We start from the raw sequence: 18,739 nt of genomic DNA, 5'->3' as shown, positions 1-18,739 counted from the left end.
GCGCGATTGAGCCGAGAGGCGGCTTCTGCTAAGCTTCGCCGGACAAGATGCGCGGCCGAAAGAGGGTGTCCGACCCCGTTGCCGCGCCACGAGCGAGGAGACAGAGATGATGAACCGCCTGATGATCGCCGCGGCCGCGGTGGTCCTGACCACGCCGCTTGCCGTGGCAGGGCCGATCGATTCCGCCTGCGTGCGCTCGGATCGCGGCGCGCGCAACGGTCAGGTCTGCGGCTGCATCCAGCAGGTCGCCGACCAGACGCTGTCACGCGCCGACCAGCGCCGCGCCGCGCGCTTCTTCCGCGACGCGGACGAGGCGCAGAAGGTGCGCATGTCGAAAAGCGACGCCGACAACGCCTTCTGGGCGCGCTACAAGAACTTCGCCGCCGCGGCCGAGGCCTATTGCGCGCGCTGAGCCGGCCGATGCGCATCGCGGTGCTGACCGGGGCGGGGATCTCGGCCGAAAGCGGGATCCGTACCTTCCGCGCCACCGATGGCCTGTGGGAGGAGCACCGCATCGAGGACGTGGCGACGCCCGAGGGCTTCCGCCGCGACCCGGTGCTGGTGCATCGCTTCTACAACATGCGCCGCGCCGATACCGCCCGCGCCCAGCCCAATGCCGCGCATCGGGCGCTGGCGCGGCTGGCGCGACATCACGAGCTGACGCTGATCACCCAGAATGTCGACGACCTGCACGAGCGCGGCGGCTCGCCCGAGGTGATCCACATGCATGGCAGCCTGCTGGGCGCGCTTTGCGCGCATTGCGGGCATCGCTGGCCGGCCGCGCTGGTGATGCGGGCGCTGGACCCCTGCCCCGGCTGCGGCCAGCCCCGGACCCGACCCGACATCGTGTGGTTCGGCGAGATCCCCTATCACATGGACCGGATCTGGGCCGCGGTCGAACAGGCCGAGATCTTCGCCGCCGTCGGCACCTCGGGCCAGGTCTGGCCGGCCGCCGGCCTTGCCCAGCACGCCCGCCGCGCCGGCGCCCTGACCGTCGAGCTGAACCTGGCCGCCTCGGCCGTCGCAGGCGATTTCGCCGAGCATCGCACCGGCCCCGCGACCGAGGTGGTGCCTGCCTGGGTGGACGCGCTTTGCGGCTGATGGCGCCGTTTTCCCCTGATGAACCGTTTCCTTCCCGGATCGGGTAAGAGTCATGCGCCGTCTGTCTCTGGTCCTCGCCGCGCTGGCTGCTCTGCTTGGCGCCCTGTATCTGGCCTTCGCGGTCTGGGTGCGCTGGATCGACAGCCGCACCGGCGAGTCCGCGACGTAGCGCCCGACGGGCGCTACGTCGCCAGCGTCATGAGTTACTCGCGCCGGCAATTCTGGTCCGGCGAGGCGGAGAGCTGGTTCGAGTTTACCCTGGACGGGCCGGGCATCCAGCGACACCTGCGCAGCACGCCGCTGCCCGGCCCCGATTTCGGCTCGCGTTCCGAAGGCGTGCGCGTGAACCATTGGGCTCCGGATTCCTCGGCCGTGCGCTTCGTCTTCCCCTCGGCTACGATCATGCGTGCGACCGCGGCCAAGGACGGGTCTTGACCCGGCCGGCCGGGCCTGATCCCTTGCGCGCGGCCATGACGAAGAAAGCCCGATGACCCGAACCATCCTTGCCAATGCCCGCCTGATCCTGCCCGAGACCGTGACTCCCGGCGCCGTGGTGATCGAGGACGGCGCCGTCGCCGAGATCCTGCCGGGCGCGGCCATCCCCGCCGGCGCCCTGGACATGGGCGGCGACTTCCTCGCCCCCGGCATGGTCGAGCTGCATACCGACAACCTGGAGCGGCACATGCGCCCGCGCCCCGGCGTGAACTGGCCGCATGCCGGCGCCATCCTGGCGCATGACGCGGAACTGGCGGGCTGCGGCATCACAACCATCTTCGACGCCATGCGCGTCGGCTCGATCCCCAACGAAGGACCGGACGAGGATTACGACAAATATGCCCGCGAGCTGGCGCATGAACTGGCCGCCATCCGCGCCCGCGGCGTGCTGCGGATCAGCCATTTCCTCCACCTGCGCGCCGAGGTCTGCTCGGAAACCCTGCTGGCGGAACTGGACGAGTTCGGCCCCGAGGACCGGGTCGGCATCATCAGCCTGATGGACCACACGCCGGGCCAGCGCCAGTTCCGCGACATCGCCAAGCTCGCGCAATACGTGCAGGGGAAATACAAGCTTTCGGACGCGGAATTCTCCGATCACGTCGCCCGGCTCAAGGCCCTGCGCGCCCGGTTCGGCGATGCGCATGAGGCGGCAGCGGTCGAGATCGCGCATCGGCTGGGCGCAGTGCTGGCCAGCCATGACGACACCACCGCCGAACATGTCGCGGTTTCGGCCGGCCATGGCGTGCGGCTGGCCGAATTCCCGACCACACCCGAAGCGGCGGCCGCCTGCCACGCCCATGGCATCATGGTGATGATGGGGGCGCCGAACCTGATCCGCGGCGGCAGCCATTCCGGCAATGTCTCGGCCGCCGACCTGGCGCGGGCCGGGCATCTGGACATCCTCAGCTCGGATTACGTGCCCTCGGCCCTGCTGACCGGGGCGCTGATCCTGGCGCGGATCTGGGACGACCTGCCGCGCGCCATGGCGACGGTGACGGCCAATCCGGCCCAGGCGGCAGGACTGGCGGATCGCGGGTCGATCGCGCCGGGGCTGCGCGCCGACCTGATCCGCTTCGCGATGATGGACGACACCCCGGTGATGCGCGAGACTTGGGTGCGCGGTCGCCGCGTCTAATCCCCTCTTACCTTCGTAATTTCGTATATGCCTTGATCTGGATCAAGCCGCACCGCTTGCGGCAGGGCTAGGGCTTGCCTGCCGGAAAAAGGAGGGCAAGCCATGGGCTACAGAGCCAGGATCGACGCGATGCGGGGCGAGCTGCGGGCGATGAACAAGGCCATCCCCGAAGCGATGCAGGGATTCGGCGCGCTGTCCAGGGCCGTGCATGACGGCGGCGCGCTGGACCTCAGGACCAAGGAGATGGTCGCGCTCGGCATGGCCGTCGTGCAGCGCTGCGAGCCCTGCATCCTGTTCCATGTCGAGGCGCTGATGAAGGCCGGCGCCAGCCGCGAGGAACTGGGCGAGGTGCTGGCCATGGCGATCCAGATGAGCGGCGGGCCGGGCATGATGTATGCCGGCCACGCGCTGGCCTGCTGGGACGAGCTGGCGGCAGGCTGATCCCGCTGCCGCGCCCGGCGTCGGGCCGGTTCAGGTGATGACGTCGGGCTGGCTGCGGCCGGTGCGCTCGCCGATGCCGGCGATCTCGTCGGCGGCGGCGATGATGCCCTCCAGCGCCTGCTGCGGGTCGTCCTGCATCCGGGCCGGATCGGTTTCCAGCCGCTCCAGGTAGACGCGCAGCGTCGCGCCCTCGGTGCCGGTGCCGGACAGGCGCAGCACGATGCGGCCGCCGCCCTCGGTCAGGATGCGCAGGCCCTGGCCTTCGCTGCGCGAGCCGTCCACCGGGTCGTCATAGGCGAATTCGTCCGCCGCCTCGATGCGCAGCCCGGCGGCGGTCCGGCCGGGCAGATCGGCCAGCCGCGCGCGCAGCGCCGCCATCAGCTCGCCGGCGGCGGCGGCATCCACCGCCTCGTAATCGTGGCGGGAATAGTAGTTGCGGCCGTATTTCGTCCAGTGGTCCTGCATGATCTCGGCCACCGGCTGCCGGCGCTCGGCCAGCAGGTTCAGCCAGAACAGCACCGCCCAGAGCCCGTCCTTTTCGCGCACATGGTCCGAGCCGGTGCCCGCGCTTTCCTCACCGCAGAGCGTCGCGCGGCCGGCATCGAGCAGGTTGCCGAAAAACTTCCAGCCGGTCGGCGTCTCGTAGCAGGCGATGCCCAGGCTTTCCGCCACCCGGTCCAGCGCCCGCGAGGTCGGCATCGACCGCGCCACGCCCTTCAGCCCGCCGGCATAGGCCGGGACCAGCGTCGCATTCGCCGCCAGCACCGCCAGGCTGTCCGAGGGCGTCACGTAGCAGTTGCGGCCGACGATCATGTTGCGGTCGCCATCGCCATCCGAGGCGGCGCCGAAATCCGGCGCGTCGGGGCCGAACATCGCCTCCATCAGGTCCTTGGCCCAGATCGGGTTCGGGTCGGGATGGCCGCCGCCGAAATCGGGACTGGGAACGGCATTCACCACCGAGCCCGCGGGCGCGCCCAGCTCGCCTTCCAGGATCGCCCTGGCATAGGGGCCGGTCACCGCGTGCATGGCGTCGAAGCGGATGCGGAAGCCGTCGGCGAACAGCGCACGGATCTTGCCAAAATCGAAGATCGAGCGCATCAGCTCGGCATAGTCGGCGACGGGATCGACGACCTCGATCTCCATGCCGCCCAGGGTCGTGGTGCCCGGCCGGGACAGGTCCACGTCCTGCGCGTCGAGGATGCGGTATTCGGTCAGGGTCTTGGTGGCCCCGAAGATCGCCTCGGTCACCGGCTCGGGGGCCGGGCCGCCATTGCCGATATTGTATTTGACGCCGAAATCCTCGGTCGGGCCGCCGGGATTGTGGCTGGCGGACATGATGATGCCGCCATCCGCCCCGCGCAGCCGGATCAGGTGCGAGGCCGCGGGGGTGGAAAGCAGCGCGCCCTGCCCGACGATCACCTTCTTCGCGCCACTGGCCGCGGCCATGCGCAGGATCACCTGCGCGGCGCGGTCGCCGAAATAGCGCCCGTCGCCGCCCAGCACATAGGTCTTGCCCGCGGCGCCGCCGGTGCCGTTCCAGATCGCCTGCACGAAGTTTTCCAGGTAATGCGGCTGCATGAAGACCGGGGTCTTCTTGCGCAGGCCCGAGGTGCCGGGCTTTTGCCCCGCGATGGGCTGGGTCGGGACGGTGTGAACGGTCATGGACCTCTCCTTAGCGTTCGTGGTCGCGCATGATGCTGGCAGTCCGCGCGACCGAGGGCAATGCCGGGAAATCCCCGGCCGCCACCGGCAGGCGCAGCTGCCAGTTCGGATATTCGCCGACCGTGCCGGGCAGGTTCGGCTGGTCGGCCATGTCAAGCAGCAGCTCCGCCTGCACCGCCACCAGACGCGACGGCGTGCGGGCCAGAAAGCCGTGTAGCGCGTCGATACCGGGATCGGGCAGCAGCCGGTCGAAGGCGGCGACCTCCTCGGCGCGTTCTTGCTGCCCGGCGGCGGTTTCCTGCCCGGCGATGCGGGCGCGGGCGGCGATGTCGGCGCCCTGCCGCCAGCCGCGCCAGGTCGGCAGATCGTGAGTCGAGAAGCTGGCGATGGCGTCGCGGTCATAGGATTCGGCCGGGCGGAAGGCGGGCGGATGCCAGCCGTCGCGCTCGAACATCGCCACGCGGCAGCCAAGGATGCCCGAGACCGCCAGCGCCTCGCGCAGCCCCTCGGGGATATTGCCCAGATCCTCGCCGACGATGACCGCATTGCCGGCGCGCGCCGCCTCGATCCGGGCCACGGCCAGCATGGCGTCGCGCGGCATGGCGACATAGGCGCCGGGGGCAGCGTCGGGCACCCAATAGGCGCGCTCGAAGCCCAGGATGTGGTCGATGCGCAGCACGCCCGCGAATTGCAGCTGGCGGCGCAGGGTCTCGGCCAGCGGCGCATAGGCTTGGGCGCGCAGGCCCATGGGGTTGAAGGGTGCCAGCGACCAGTTCTGCCCCTGCGGCGCAAAGGCGTCGGGCGGCGCACCGAGCGAGGCGCCGAAGGCGAAGCTCGCGCGATCCTCCCAGGTCTCGGCGCCGAAGGGATGGGTGCCGACGGCGAGGTCGAGATAGAGCCCATGCGTCATGCCGCCGTCGCGCGCCGCCCGCCCGGCCGCCGCCAAGGCCCGCTCGGCCCGCCATTGCAGCCAGGCGTGAAAGCGCATCTCGCCGGCCAGTTCCGCCCGCGCAGCGATGGCGGCGGGCGTGTCGGGCGAGGCAAGCGTCGCCGGCCAGTCGCCCCAGAAGGCCCCCAATCGCGCCGACAGCGCCTGATGCAGGGCGAAGCGTTGCAGGCCCTCGCCCTCCGCCGCCTGCCAGGCGTCGAAACCGGGATCGCCGGGAAAGGCGTCGTATTCCGCCCGCAGCGCCGCCATGCGGGCCGGGATGTCGCGGGCATAGTCGATGCGCGGACCGGGGGTGCCGGGACCACCGGGCAGGTGGATGACGTTCAGCCGCCGGCGATGCGAAGGGGTATAGGGGCTGAACAGCTGCGGCTCGGTCGGAAAGCCGGCATGGACGGGGTTGATGCCCAGAAAATCCGCGCCCGTCTCGCCCATACCCCGCGCCAGCGCCGCAAGGTCGGCATAGCTGCCGATACCCGTTTCCGAGATGCCGTAAAGCGGCGCGACCAGCCCCCAGCAGCGCGCCGGCCCCGGCAGGCGCGGCGGCGCGGCGAGCAGCGTATAGTCCCGGCCCCCGGCCCGCAGGCGGTGGATGCCCAGCGGCAGCCCGGGCAGCGGGCCGTTCCCCTCGGCCTCGGTGCCATCCTCGAACGTCAGTTGCCAGTCGCCCAGGGCCAGGTCCGGGCGCGCGCCGGCGGCGCAGATCACGTCCTGCGGCAAGCGGTCGGCATGGTCGTCCAGCGCCGCCTGCGCCTCGGCCGCGGTCGGCGCTGCAAGGCCCATGGCGGCAAGCAGCGCCACCGCCGTCTCGACCGAGGTCTCGCGCCATTGCCCGGCAAGGTCGTGAAAGCCCGGCAGCACGCCCATGCGCCCGGCCAGGGTCAGGCGCGGGTCAGTCATCCGCGCGCTCCAGATCGAAGGCGAGCACGGACTGGCCGTCCACCGCCAGCCGCTCGGCCTCGACCACATGCGGGGCCAGGTCGGGGCGGCTGGTGTCCAGGTGCAGCCGCCAGCGCCAGCCCTCGGGGCGCTCGGGCAGCACCACCTCCAGCGGCTCGCCGTTGTTGAAGACCAGGAAGATCGCCTCCTCGCGCTGCGCGTATTCGGGGGTGCCGGCGGCCATGCGCAGCTCGGCGCAAAGCACGCGAAGCTCGGGGTTGCCCCAGTCGGCCGGGGTCATCTGCGCGCCGTCCGGGCGCAGCCAGAACAGGTCGGGCAGCCCGTCGGTCAGGCGCGGGCGCGAATGCAGGAAGCGTTTCTGCCGCAGGATCGGATGGGCGCGGCGAAAGGCGATGAGCCGGCGGGTGAAGTCCAGGAAGGCCGGGTCGACGCCCTGCCATTGCACCCAGCCGATCTCGTTGTCCTGGCAATAGGCGTTGTTGTTGCCGGCCTGCGAATTGCCCAGCTCGTCCCCTGCCAGCAGCATCGGCGTGCCCTGCGACAGAAGCAGCGTCGCCAGCAGGTTGCGGCGCCGCCGCGCGCGGGCGTCCAGGATCGCGGGATCGTCGCTGGGCCCCTCAGTGCCCATGTTGTCCGAGAAATTCTCGGAATGGCCGTCGCGGTTCTCCTCGCCATTGGCGGCGTTGTGCTTTTCGGAATAGCTGACCACGTCCATCAGCGTGAAGCCGTCATGCGCGGTCAGGAAGTTCACCGAGGCCGTGGCGGGCCGGCCGGAATGGTCGAACTGCCGGGCCGAGCCCGCCATGCGGTCGGCCAGCTCGGGCACCTGCCGGGCATCGCCGCGCCAGAAGCGGCGGATGCCGTCGCGATACTTGTCGTTCCATTCCAGGAAGGGCGGCGGGAAGCCGCCCAGCTGATAGCCGCCCGGGCCGATGTCCCAGGGCTCGGCGATCAGCTTCACGCGGGTCAGCACCGGGTCCTGCCGGATCGCGTCGAAGAACGAGGCGCTGCGGTCGAAGCCGCCCCGCACCCGCCGGCCCAACGTGGCGCAGAGGTCGAAGCGGAAGCCGTCCACATGCATGACCTCGACCCAGTAGCGCAAGGAGTCCATGACCATGCGCAGCACCATCGGGTGGTTCACGTTCAGCGTGTTGCCGGTGCCGGTGTCGTTGATGTAATAGCGCGGATCCTCTTGCAGCCGGTAATAGCTGCGATTGTCGAGGCCGCGGAAGCTCAGCGTCGGGCCAAGCTCGTTGCCCTCGCATGTGTGGTTGTAGACCACATCCATGATGACCTCGATGCCGGCGGCGTGCATCCGGGCGACCATGTGCTGGAACTCGGCGATCTGGCCCTTGGCCAGATAGCGCGGGTCGGGGGCGAAGAAGCCGAGCGTCTGGTAGCCCCAATAGTTCACCAGCCCCTTTTCCAGCAGGAAACGGTCGTTCAGGAAGGCCTGCGCCGGCAGCAGCTCCAGCGCGGTGATGCCCAGGTTCTGCAGATGCTCCAGAACCGGGTCCGAGGCGAGGCCGAGGAATGTGCCGCGATGCGGGACATCGGGATGCGCTTCGGTCAAGCCCTTGACATGGGCTTCGTAGATCACCGTCTCGGCGATGTCGCGGTGCGGCGGCTGGTCGGGGCCCCAGGCGAAGGACGGATCCTCGACCACGCAGCGCGGCATGAAGCGGGCGCTGTCGCGCTTGTCGAAGCTCAGGTCGGCCTCGGGCGCGCCGACCGTGTAGCCCATCAGCGCGTCGTGCCAGACCGGATGCCGGGTCAGCCGCTTGGCATAGGGGTCGAGAAGCAGCTTGTGATAATTGAAGCGGTGTCCCTCGGAGGGCGCATAGGGACCGTCGGCGCGCAGCCCGTAAAGCTGGCCGGGGCGCAGGCCGGGGATATAGCCGTGCCAGACGTCGCCGTCGCGTTCCGGCAGGTCCAGCCGGTGCGTCTCGGTCCGGCCGTCGGGCGAAAACAGGCACAGCGTCACCCGGCGCGCATGTTCCGAGAACACGGCGAAGTTCACGCCCTCGCCGTCGAAGGTGGCGCCCAGCGGTTCCGCCCGGCCCTCGAGGATGCGCAGCTGGGTCATCAGGCGGCCATCGCCCCGAACAGATCGGCATAGGCGCGGGCCGAGGCGTCCCAGCCCACCGGATGCGCCATGGCGTTGCCCATCATGCGTTGCCAGACCGCAGGCTGGCGCCAGAGCGCGCAGAGCCGGGACAGCGCCCGGGACAGCGCCCGGGCATCGACCGGGTGGAACTGCACCCCGGTCGCCACGCCCGCAGCCAGCCCCGCCGCCGAGGCGTTGATGACGGTGTCGGCCAGCCCGCCGGTCAGCGCCACCAGCGGCAGGGTGCCGAAGCGCAGCCCGTAAAGCTGCGTCAGCCCGCAGGGCTCGAAGCGCGAGGGCACCAGGATGGCGTCGCCGCCGGCGATCATGCGGCGCGACAGCGGCTCGTCATAGCCCAGCCGCAGCGCGACGCCGGGATGGCGGATGGCGGCCTGCGAAAACGCCGCTTCCAGCTCTGGGTCGCCCGAGCCCAGCACCGCAAGCTGGCCGCCGTTTTCCAGCAGCGCCGGCAGCGCCTCGATCAGCAGGTCCAGCCCCTTCTGCCCGGTCAGGCGCGAGACGACCACGCAAAGCGGCCCCTCGGCCTCGGGCAGGCCGAATTCCTTGCGCAGCGCGGCGCGATGCGGCGCCTTGCCTTCGGGCGCGGCATAGGGCGGCTTCCAGGCCTCCAGGTCGATGCCGTTCAGGATGCCGGTGAAATCGCCGGCGCGGTCGGCCAGCACCCCCTCCATCCCCATGCCGAATTCGGGGGTCATCAGCTCTTCGGCATAGGTCGGGCTGACGGTCGAGACCTTGTCGGCAAAGACGATCCCCGCCTTCAGCGCCGAGATCTTGCCCCAATATTCGAAGCCGCGCGGGTTGAAGAGATGCGCCGGCAGTTGCAGCGCCGACAGCATATGCGCCGGCGCGAGGCCCTGGAAGGCGATGTTGTGGATGGTCAGCAGCGTCCGCACGTCCCGCACCCCGGCCTGGCGCAGATAGACCGGGGTCAGCCCGGCCTGCCAGTCGTGCAGGTGCAGCACCTGCGGGCGCCAGTCCTCGACCCCCTCGGCGGCGATCAGCGCGGCGGCCTTGGACAGCGCGGCGAAGCGCTGCGGATTGTCGGGCCAGTCGCGGCCGTCCGGCCCCAGGTAGATGCCGCCCGGCCGGTCGAAAAGATGCGGCGCGTCGAGGATGTAAAGCACCGCATCCCCCAGCGCGCCGCGCCGGATGCGGGCCGGGCCGCCGAACAGTTCCGGGATCTCGCGCAGCACCGGCGCCTTGGCCTGCGCGGCCAGCACCGCCGGATAGCCGGGCAGCAGCACCCTCATCCCGACGCCGTGCCCGGCCAGCGCCGCCGGCAGCGCCCCCGCCACGTCGGCAAGGCCCCCGGTCTTGACCAGCGGCACGCATTCCGAGGCGACGGACAGAACCCTCATAAAGACGCTTCCCTTCGATCCAGCATGTCCTGCGTGATCAGCGTGACGCCGCCTTCCGAGACGCGGAACCATTTCGCGTCCTCGTCGGGGTCCTCGCCGACCACGAGCCCTTCGGGGATTCTGACGGCGCGGTCAATGACCACATTGGTCAAACGCGCGTGCCTCGCGACATTGGCATAGGGCAGCACCACCGCGCGCTCCAGGCTGGAATAGGAATTGGTATGGACCTGGGTGAACAGCAGCGACTCGCGGATCTCGCTGCCCGAGATGATGCAGCCGCCCGAGATCAGCGAGCTGACGGCGCTGCCGCGGCGGTCGGGCTCGTCATGGATGAACTTGGCGGGCGGCACCAGTTCGGAATAGGTCCAGATCGGCCAGTCGCGGTCCCAGAGGTTCAGCTCGGGGTTGAAGTCGGTCAGGTCGATATTCGCCCGCCAGAAGGCATCGACCGTGCCCACGTCGCGCCAATAGACCGGATCGCCGTCCGAGCGCACGCAGCTGTCGGCAAAGCGATGCGCCTGTGCCTTGCCATTCTTCACGATGGCCGGGATCAGGTCGTTGCCGAAATCATGGCTGGAATTGTCGTCCTGCATGTCACGGATCAGCAGGTCGCGCAGGAAGTCCCAGCGGAACACGTAGATGCCCATCGAGGCCAGCGTCACATCCGGATCGTCCGGCGTGCCGGGCGGGTCCTTGGGCTTTTCCAGAAAGCTGGTGATGACGTCGTTCTCGTCCACCGCCATGACGCCAAAGGCCGAGGCCTCGGCCCGCGGCACGGTCAGGCAGCCGATGGTCACGTCCGCGCCCGCCTCGACATGGTGGCGGATCATCAGCTCGTAATCCATCTTGTAGATATGGTCGCCGGCCAGGATCAGCACGTAATCGACGCCGTAGCTGTCGATGATGTCGATGTTCTGCGCCACCGCATCCGCCGTGCCGCGATACCACATCGATTCGTCATAGCGCTGCGAGGCGGGCAGGATGTCGAGGAATTCGTTGCGCTCGGCGCGGAAGAAGTTCCAGCCGCGCTGGACGTGGCGGATCAGGCTGTGGGCCTTGTATTGCGTGGCCAGCGCCATCTTGCGGATGCCCGAGTTCAGCGCGTTCGACAGCGCGAAGTCGATGATCCGCGACTTGCCGCCGAAATAGACCGCGGGCTTGACCCGCTTGTCGGTCAGCTCGCGCAGGCGCGAGCCGCGGCCGCCGGCCAGAATGAAGGCCATGGATCGTCTGGAAAGCCTTTCCTCACGCGGTGCCATCTCTATCCCCTCCCTCTTTACCCGGCGCCTGCGCGCGGGATGGTTACACCGTATCGTCCTTCACGAAGATCAGCGTCGAAAGCGGCGGCAGCACCAGGTCGGCATGGGCGGGCTGGCCATGGCTCTCGCCCGGCAGGGCGGTGACGCGGCCCAGATTGCCGCGCCCGGCCCCGCCATAGACCTCGGCATCGGTGTTCAGCATCTCGCGCCACAGGCCCACATGCGGAAAGCCCATGCGCCAGCCGCTGCGCTCGACCGGGGTGAAGTTGCAGACCACCACCACCTCGGGATCGCCCGGGCCACCGCGCCGGATCCAGGCATAGATGGAATGGGCGGCGTCATTCGCCTCGATCCACTGGAAGCCCGCGCCGTCGCAATCACGCGCGTAAAGCGCGGGCGTGCTGCGATAAAGGGCGTTCAGGTCGCGCACCAGCAATTGCATGCCGTAATGCAGCGGGTTGCCGATGCAGGCCCAGTCGATCTCGGCATCGTGGTTCCATTCCGACCCCTGGGCGAATTCCTGGCCCATGAACAAGAGCTTCTTGCCCGGATGGCCCCACATGAAGCCGTAATAGGCGCGCAGGTTGGCGAATTTCTCCCATTCGCTGCCCGGCATCTTGGCCAGCATCGAGCCTTTGCCGTGCACCACCTCGTCATGGCTGATCGGCAGGATGAAATTCTCGGAAAAGGCGTAATGCAGGCCGAAGGTCATCTGGTGGTGATGGTGCTTGCGATGGACCGGCTCGCGCTTGATGTAATCCAGCGTGTCGTTCATCCAGCCCATGTTCCACTTGAAGCCGAAGCCCAAGCCCCCTTCATGCACCGGCCGCGAAACCCTGGGGTAGCTGGTCGATTCCTCGGCCACCGTCATGATGCCCGGTTCCTCGCCATAGGTCAGGCGGTTCATCTCCTGCAGCATGGCGATGGCTTCGTAATTCTCGCGCCCGCCGTCCTTGTTGGGGATCCATTGCCCCTCGGCGCGGGAATAATCGCGGTAGAGCATCGAGGCCACCGCATCCACCCGCAGCCCGTCGAGGTGATATTCGCGAAGCCAATAAAGCGCGTTCGCGGTCAGGTAGTTCATCACCTCGGCCCGGCCGTAATTGTAGATCAGCGTGTTCCAGTCCTGGTGGAAGCCCTCGCGCGGGTCGGCATGTTCGTAAAGCGCGGTGCCGTCGAACTGCACCAGCCCGTGCGGATCGGTCGGAAAATGCCCCGGCACCCAGTCGAGGATCACCCCCAACCCCGCCTTGTGCGCGGCGTTCACCAGGTCGCGGAACTCGTGCGGCGGGCCGAAGCGGATGGTCGGCGCGAACAGCCCGACCGGCTGGTAGCCCCATGAGCCGTCAAAGGGATATTCGCTGATCGGCAAGAGCTCGATATGGGTAAAGCCCATGTCGCGGACGTAGTCCACCAGCTCCACCGCCGCCTCGCGATACGAGATCGGCCGGCCGCCGTCCTTCCTGCGCCAGCTGCCCAGATGCACCTCGTAGATCGAGATCGGCCGGTCGATGCGCTGCGCCTCGGCCCGGCTGCCCATCCAGCCCTGATCCGACCAGCCATAGCCCGAGATGTCGCGCACCACCGACGCCGTGGCCGGCGGGTGCTGGGCGCCGAAGCCGACCGGGTCGGCCTTTTGCGCCAGACCGCCATAGGCGCCGAGGATCTCGTATTTATAGGCGGTGCCCTCGCCCAGGCCGGGCATGAAGATCTCCCACACGCCGGTGGCGCCGCGGCGGCGCATGACATGGCGGCGGCCGTCCCAAGCGTTGAAATCCCCGATCAGCGAAACGCGGCGGGCATTGGGTGCCCAGACGGCAAAATGGGTGCCGCGGGTGCCCTCATGGGTCATGGCATGCGCCCCCAGCGCCTGCCACAGATGGCGATGCCTGCCCTCGCCCAGCAGGTATTCGTCAAGCTCGCCCAGCACCGGGCCGAAGCGATAGGCGTCCTCGACCAGCCATTCCTCGCCATCGCGGTGGCCGCGCAGCAGATAGGGTTCCGTGCCGGGCACCTTGCCGTGGAACAGGCCCGGGCAGCCCTCAACCGGGTGCAGCGGATGCGCCTTGCCACCCATCACCGCCGCCATTTCCTGTGCACCGGGATCGAAGGCGGTGACATGGCGCGCGCCGCCACGCTCATGCGGGCCGAGGACCGCGAAGGGATCGTCGAAGCGCCCCTCGGCGATGCGGGCCAGCACCGCGGGGTCGGCGATGTCGTCGGGGTCGATCTGCGCCATGGTTCCCCCCTTGCGGCCTCACGCCTGCCCGAGCAGGCTTTGCGCGTTCCAGATGTCCCGCATGTAGCCGCGGATCGTGCGGTCCGACGAGAACCAGCCCGAGCGCGCCACGTTCAGCGCCGCCATGCGCGTCCATTCGCTGCGGTCGGCATAGGCGAAATCGACCTCACGCTGCGCCCGCCAGTAATCGGCGAAATCCGAGGCGACGAGGAAGTAATCCGCCCGCGTCAGGTTCTCGACAAGGCCGGCGTGGCGGTCGGGCTCGCCGGGGCTGAAGGCGCCGCTGCGGATCGCCTCAATGGCGCGGGTCAGGCGCGGGTCGCCGGCGACCGCCTTCGCGGCATGGTCGGGAACGGCGCGGCGCGCCTCGGCCTCCTCGGCGGTCAGGCCGAATAGGAAGAAGTTCTCGGGCCCGACCCGTTCGCGGATCTCGACATTGGCGCCGTCCAGCGTGCCGATGGTCGGCGCGCCGTTCAGGGCGAATTTCATGTTGCCGGTGCCCGAGGCCTCCTTGCCAGCGGTGGAAATCTGTTCGGACAGGTCGGCGGCCGGGATCAGCCGCTCGGCCAGGGTGACGTTGTAGTTCGGCAGGTAGATCACCTGCAGCTTCTCATTCGTGGCCGCGTCGGCATTGACGACGGCGGCCACGTCGTTGATCAGCCGGATGATGTCCTTGGCGAAGAAATAGCCCGGCGCCGCCTTGCCGCCGAAGATCTTAACCCGCGCCGTCCAGTCGGCCGAGGGGTTCTCGCGCATCTCCTGCCACAGCGCGATGGCTTCCAGGATGTTCAGGTGCTGGCGCTTGTATTCGTGGATGCGCTTGATCTGCACGTCGAACAGCGCCTGCGGGTTCAGCATCACGCCATGCTCGCGGGCGATCCAGTCGCACAGGTCGGCCTTGTTGGCGGCCTTCACGGCGGCGAATTCCTCCAGCCAGCCGGCATCGGCGGCATGGGGTTCCAGCCCCTGCAACTGTTCCAGATCACCGATCCAGCCGTCGCCAATGCTGCGGGTGATCAACCCTGCCAGGCGCGGATTGCAGCCCAGCAGCCAGCGCCGCGGGGTGACGCCGTTGGTCTCGTTGACGATGCGGTCGGGCCAGATGCGATGCTGGTCGGCAAAGACCGTGGTCTTCATCAGCCCGGTATGCAGCGCCGAGACGCCGTTGACGCGGTTCGACAGAATGAAGGACAGCTCGCCCATGCGCACCTTGCCATCGCCGCGCGCGGTGTTGCGGCGGTCGGGATGTGCGCGTGCATCCTCGGCGTCGATGCGGTCGATGATCTGCAAATGCCGCGGCAGCAGGTCCGAAAACAGCCCCTCGCCCCAGCTTTCCAGCGCCTCGGGCAGCAGGGTGTGGTTGGTGTAGTTCACGCAGCCGCGGGTGATCGCCAGCGCCTCGTCGAAGGGCAGGCCGCGTTCGTCATGCAGGATGCGCAGCAGTTCCGGCGCAGCGACGGCCGGATGGGTGTCGTTCATCTGGATCGCCACCTTCTGCGGCAGCAGGCGCAGATCGGCGTGCTCGGCCTCGAAGCGGCGCAGGATGTCGCGGATCGAGGCAGCCGAGAAGAAATATTCCTGCGTCAGCCGCAGCCGCTTGCCGGCTTCGGTCGAATCCTCGGGATAGAGCACGCGCGAGATGGTGCGCGCCAGCGCCTCGGCCTCGGCGGCGGCGGCAAAATCGCCGGCGTTGAAGCGGTCCAGGTCGAAGGGATCCACCGCCCGCCCGGCCCAGAGCCGCAGCGTATTGGCCCAGGCTCCGCGCCAGCCGATGACCGGCGTGTCATAGGCCTCGGCCTGCACGAAGTTCTCGGGTTCCCAGACCGCGCGGCCGTCGCGGGTCGCGACCCGGCCGCCGAAGCCCAGGGTGAAGCGCGCCTCGGGGCGCTCAAACTGCCAGACGAAGGGTTGGTCCAGCCAGTCCTCGGGCGCTTCCACCTGCCGACCCTCGACGAAGCTTTGGCGGAACAGCCCGTGTTCGTAGCGGATGCCGTAGCCATAGGCCGGGCAGCCCAGCGTGGCGAGCGACTCCATGAAACAGGCCGCCAGCCGGCCCAGGCCGCCATTGCCGAGCGCCGCGTCGGGTTCGTCCAGCAGCACGTCGGAATAGGCGAGGCCGAAGCTTTCGATCGCCGCCTGCGCCTCGTCGGCCAGTTGCAGGTTGACGATATTGTCCTGAAGCAGCCGGCCGATCAGGAATTCCATCGACAGGTAATAGACCCGCTTGGCATCGGCGCGATAGGTGGCGCGGGTCGAGGCCATCCAGCAGTCCACGATACGGTCGCGCACCGCATGGCTCAGCGCCAGCCGCCAGTCGGACAGCTGCGCGTGATCCGGGTCCTTGCCCAGCGTATAGGTCAGGTGCCACAGGATCGCGTCGCGGAAATCGCTTTTGGGCATCTCGTCCTTGGCCATGCTTTCCCCTGTCCAGTCATCGTGCCCGCAAGGAAATCCGGGCCGTTTCCCAACTCTGCTTAAAGCACGACAGACCGCAAGCGGTGCAAGGGAAAATGTTAGCGATAACTGATTTTCGGCGGATCGTGGCGGAAACGCCCGCTGACGGCCGGGCGCAGAAACACCGAGCCGCGGCCGGTCATTTTCGAGATGTCCAGTTCAGCCCCCTGAACCGTTTCCGGATTTTCGGTTTTCCTCTGCCTGGATCAGAAATCCAGCCCCAGATCCAGCGTGCGGGCGGAATGGGTCAGCGCCCCGACCGAGATATAATCCACCCCGGTCGCCGCCACCTCGGCCACGCGTCCGAGTCGCATGTTGCCCGAAGCTTCCAGCACCACGCGGCCCGCGGTCATTGCCACCGCCTCGCGCAGGTCCGCCGTCTCCATGTTGTCCAGCAGCACGACATCGGCACCGCCCTCCTCCAGCACCTGGGCCAACTGGTCGAGCCGGTCCACCTCGATCTCGACCCGCATCATGTGCGAGGCGCGGGCTTTCACGGCCTGCAGGACCGGCCGGATGCCGCCCGCCGCGGCGATGTGGTTGTCCTTGATCAGGATCGCGTCCGACAGGCCGAAGCGGTGGTTGAAGCCGCCGCCATGCAGCACCGCCTGTTTCTCGACCAGCCGCAGGCCGGGGGTGGTCTTGCGGGTGCAGGTGATGCGCGCCTTCGTCCCCGCCGCCTCGGCCACGAATGCCGCCGTCTGGGTGGCGATGCCGGACAGCCGGCCGGCGAAGTTCAGCGCCACCCGCTCGGCCGAGAGGATCGAGGCCGCCTCGCCCTCGATCTCGGCCAGGGTGTCGCCGGGCTGGAAGCGGCTGCCGTCGGGACGGTGCGGCCGCCAGTCCAGCGCAGGGTCGATCAGGCGGAAGGCGATGCCGGCCAGCTGCATCCCCGAGGCCACGCCCGCCTCGCGCGCCACGATCCGCGCCCGGTAGCGGGTGCCGGCCGGGATCACCGTGCGGGTGGTGATGTCGCCATAGGTGCCCAGATCCTCGGTCAGCGCGGCGCGCAGTAGCGGCTCCAGCACTAGGTCGGGCAGCGGGGGCATCTCGATCATGTCGTCTCCGGTTCAAGCGAGGCGCGCAGGGCCAGCGCCTCGGGCAGCGTCAGGCGCGAGCGGCGGCCTTCGGGCGCGGTCTGCGGGAAGTCGGTGCGGCAATGCGCGCCGCGGCTTTCCTGCCGCATCAGCGCCGCAGCGGCGATCAGCGTGGCGGTAGCGGTCATGTTCAGCAGCGCCGTGCAGTCGGGCTGCGCCGCCTCGATGGCGGCGATCTCGCGCAGGCAGCGGGTCAGGCCTGCGGCATCGCGCAAGACGCCCGCGCCCTCGGTCATGGCGCGGCGCAGGCGGGCGACCAGCGCCGGGTCGGGCACCGGGCCGGGCGGCAGATCGGGCAACGTCACCGGAGCCGCGTCCTGCGCGGGACCCAGCCGCGCCTCGATGGAGAGCGCGCAGCGGCGGGCATAGACCAGTGCCTCCAGAAGCCCGTTCGAGGCCAGCCGGTTCGCGCCGTGCAGCCCGGTCGAACTCGCCTCGCCGCAGACCCAGAGCCGGTCGAGGCTGGCGCGGCCGTCGCTGTCCACCGCCACGCCGCCCATGTGGTAATGCGCTGCCGCCGCCACCGGGATCGGCTCGCGCGTCGGGTCGATCCCGGCCCGGGCGCAGGCCCCCGCCACGGCCGGAAACTCGGTCAGGATGCGGTCACCCAGGCAGGCGCGGGTGTCCAGCATCGGCCGCAACCCGGCCTGGCTCTGCGCATAGATGGCGCGCGCCACCACGTCGCGCGGCGCCAATTCAGCATCGGGATGCACCGCCAGCATGAAGCGTTCGCCCAGGCGGTTGACCAGATGCGCGCCCTCGCCGCGCAGCGCCTCGGTGGCCAGCGGCGCCGGATCCTCGCCGCAATCGATGGCGGTGGGATGGAACTGCACGAATTCCGCATCGGCGATCTCGGCCCCGGCCCGCGCCGCCATGCCGATCACCTGGCCGCGGATGCGCGGCGGGTTGGTGGTCAGCGCATAAAGCCCACCCGAGCCGCCGCCCGCCAGCAGCACCGCCGGGGCCCGGATCAGCAGCGGCGCCGAGCCCTGCGGGCCGGAAAGCGCCAGTTCGACCCCGGAGACGGCGCCGTCCTCGACGCAGAGCCCGGTGGCCATGACTCCCTCCAGCACCTGCACCGAGGGGGTCTCGCGCAGGCAGGCGACCAGCGCCCGCATGATCTCGGCCCCGGCCTGGTCGCCGCGCACCCGCACGACGCGGGCGAAGCTGTGCGCCGCCTCGCGCGACAGCACATAGCCGCCATCCGGCTTGCGGTCGAAAGGGGTGCCGAGCCGGGTCAGGTCCAGGATATGCGCCCGCGCCTCCTCGGTGACCAGTTCGGCGACGGCGGGATCGACAGTGCCGGCGCCGGCGCGGAGCGTGTCGCGGGCATGGGCCGCGGCGCTGTCGGTGGGGTCCATGGCCGCCGCCACCCCGCCCTGCGCCCAGGCCGAGCTTGCGCCCTGCCCCAGCACCTCGGGCGAGATCATCAGCAGCGGGCGCGGCGCCAGTTTCAGCGCCGCGTAAAGCGCGCCCAGGCCGGCGCCCACGATGACGACGCGGCCGGTCGAGACCTCGCGCACC

General features: G+C 69.4%; 14 protein-coding genes. 5 read left to right on the top strand and 9 right to left on the bottom strand.

Annotated features, from left to right (window positions below):
* Window positions 1–106 precede the first annotated feature (106 nt).
* The 5 genes from I9P22_RS00910 to I9P22_RS00890 all read left to right on the top strand — a co-directional run bounded on the left by I9P22_RS00910 (window position 107) and on the right by I9P22_RS00890 (window position 3,172).
* Entirely contained in the window at window positions 107–412 is a 306-nt protein-coding gene (locus tag I9P22_RS00910; RefSeq protein WP_408635137.1) for a hypothetical protein, read from the top strand.
* 8 nt (window positions 413–420) lie between these two features.
* Window positions 421–1,101 (top strand): NAD-dependent deacylase, encoded by a 681-nt coding sequence (locus tag I9P22_RS00905; RefSeq protein WP_199257541.1) that lies wholly within the window; start codon window positions 421–423, stop codon window positions 1,099–1,101.
* Between the two features lie 198 nt (window positions 1,102–1,299).
* Window positions 1,300–1,536, top strand: a complete 237-nt coding sequence (locus I9P22_RS00900) for a hypothetical protein (RefSeq protein WP_199257540.1) — start codon at window positions 1,300–1,302, stop codon at window positions 1,534–1,536.
* Between the two features lie 52 nt (window positions 1,537–1,588).
* The gene (locus tag I9P22_RS00895) at window positions 1,589–2,731 is read left to right on the top strand and encodes an alpha-D-ribose 1-methylphosphonate 5-triphosphate diphosphatase (protein ID WP_199257539.1); all 1,143 of its coding nucleotides are present in this window, start codon (window positions 1,589–1,591) and stop codon (window positions 2,729–2,731) included.
* Window positions 2,732–2,833: 102 nt separating this feature from the next.
* The gene (locus I9P22_RS00890) at window positions 2,834–3,172 is read left to right on the top strand and encodes a carboxymuconolactone decarboxylase family protein (RefSeq protein WP_199257538.1); all 339 of its coding nucleotides are present in this window, start codon (window positions 2,834–2,836) and stop codon (window positions 3,170–3,172) included.
* 30 nt (window positions 3,173–3,202) lie between these two features.
* On the opposite strand, the gene I9P22_RS00885 is transcribed toward I9P22_RS00890, so the two are convergent.
* From I9P22_RS00885 to I9P22_RS00845, 9 genes are all read right to left on the bottom strand, one after another.
* Window positions 3,203–4,834, bottom strand: coding sequence for an alpha-D-glucose phosphate-specific phosphoglucomutase (locus I9P22_RS00885; RefSeq protein ID WP_199257537.1), 1,632 nt, complete (start codon window positions 4,832–4,834; stop codon window positions 3,203–3,205).
* A gap of 10 nt (window positions 4,835–4,844) precedes the next feature.
* Complete coding sequence (locus I9P22_RS00880; protein ID WP_199257536.1) at window positions 4,845–6,680, bottom strand: 4-alpha-glucanotransferase; 1,836 nt, start codon at window positions 6,678–6,680, stop codon at window positions 4,845–4,847.
* Window positions 6,673–8,766, bottom strand: a complete 2,094-nt coding sequence (glgX, locus tag I9P22_RS00875; protein WP_199257535.1) for a glycogen debranching protein GlgX — start codon at window positions 8,764–8,766, stop codon at window positions 6,673–6,675. Before glgX ends, I9P22_RS00880 begins: the two co-directional genes overlap by 8 nt.
* A complete protein-coding gene (gene glgA / locus I9P22_RS00870) occupies window positions 8,766–10,166 on the bottom strand; it encodes a glycogen synthase GlgA (RefSeq protein ID WP_199257534.1) in 1,401 nt (466 codons plus the stop codon). The genes glgX and glgA overlap by 1 nt, the downstream gene beginning before the upstream one ends.
* Window positions 10,163–11,425 (bottom strand): glucose-1-phosphate adenylyltransferase, encoded by a 1,263-nt coding sequence (gene glgC / locus I9P22_RS00865; protein WP_199257533.1) that lies wholly within the window; start codon window positions 11,423–11,425, stop codon window positions 10,163–10,165. The genes glgA and glgC overlap by 4 nt, the downstream gene beginning before the upstream one ends.
* Before the next feature lie 43 nt (window positions 11,426–11,468).
* Window positions 11,469–13,664, bottom strand: a complete 2,196-nt coding sequence (gene glgB, locus I9P22_RS00860) for a 1,4-alpha-glucan branching protein GlgB (RefSeq protein WP_199257532.1) — start codon at window positions 13,662–13,664, stop codon at window positions 11,469–11,471.
* A gap of 18 nt (window positions 13,665–13,682) precedes the next feature.
* Complete coding sequence (locus I9P22_RS00855) at window positions 13,683–16,079, bottom strand: glycogen/starch/alpha-glucan phosphorylase (protein ID WP_199257531.1); 2,397 nt, start codon at window positions 16,077–16,079, stop codon at window positions 13,683–13,685.
* A gap of 245 nt (window positions 16,080–16,324) precedes the next feature.
* Window positions 16,325–17,176: a carboxylating nicotinate-nucleotide diphosphorylase gene (gene nadC / locus I9P22_RS00850; protein WP_199257530.1), complete on the bottom strand. Its 852-nt coding sequence runs from the start codon at window positions 17,174–17,176 to the stop codon at window positions 16,325–16,327.
* Window positions 17,173–18,738, bottom strand: coding sequence for an L-aspartate oxidase (locus I9P22_RS00845; RefSeq protein ID WP_199257529.1), 1,566 nt, complete (start codon window positions 18,736–18,738; stop codon window positions 17,173–17,175). The genes nadC and I9P22_RS00845 overlap by 4 nt, the downstream gene beginning before the upstream one ends.
* Window position 18,739 lies beyond the last annotated feature (1 nt).

This window comes from Paracoccus binzhouensis, assembly GCF_016446475.1.
Classification (GTDB): Bacteria; Pseudomonadota; Alphaproteobacteria; order Rhodobacterales; family Rhodobacteraceae; genus Paracoccus; species Paracoccus binzhouensis.
The sequence above is the reverse complement of the archived record's forward strand: the minus strand, read 5'-3'. Positions and strand labels throughout refer to the sequence as shown.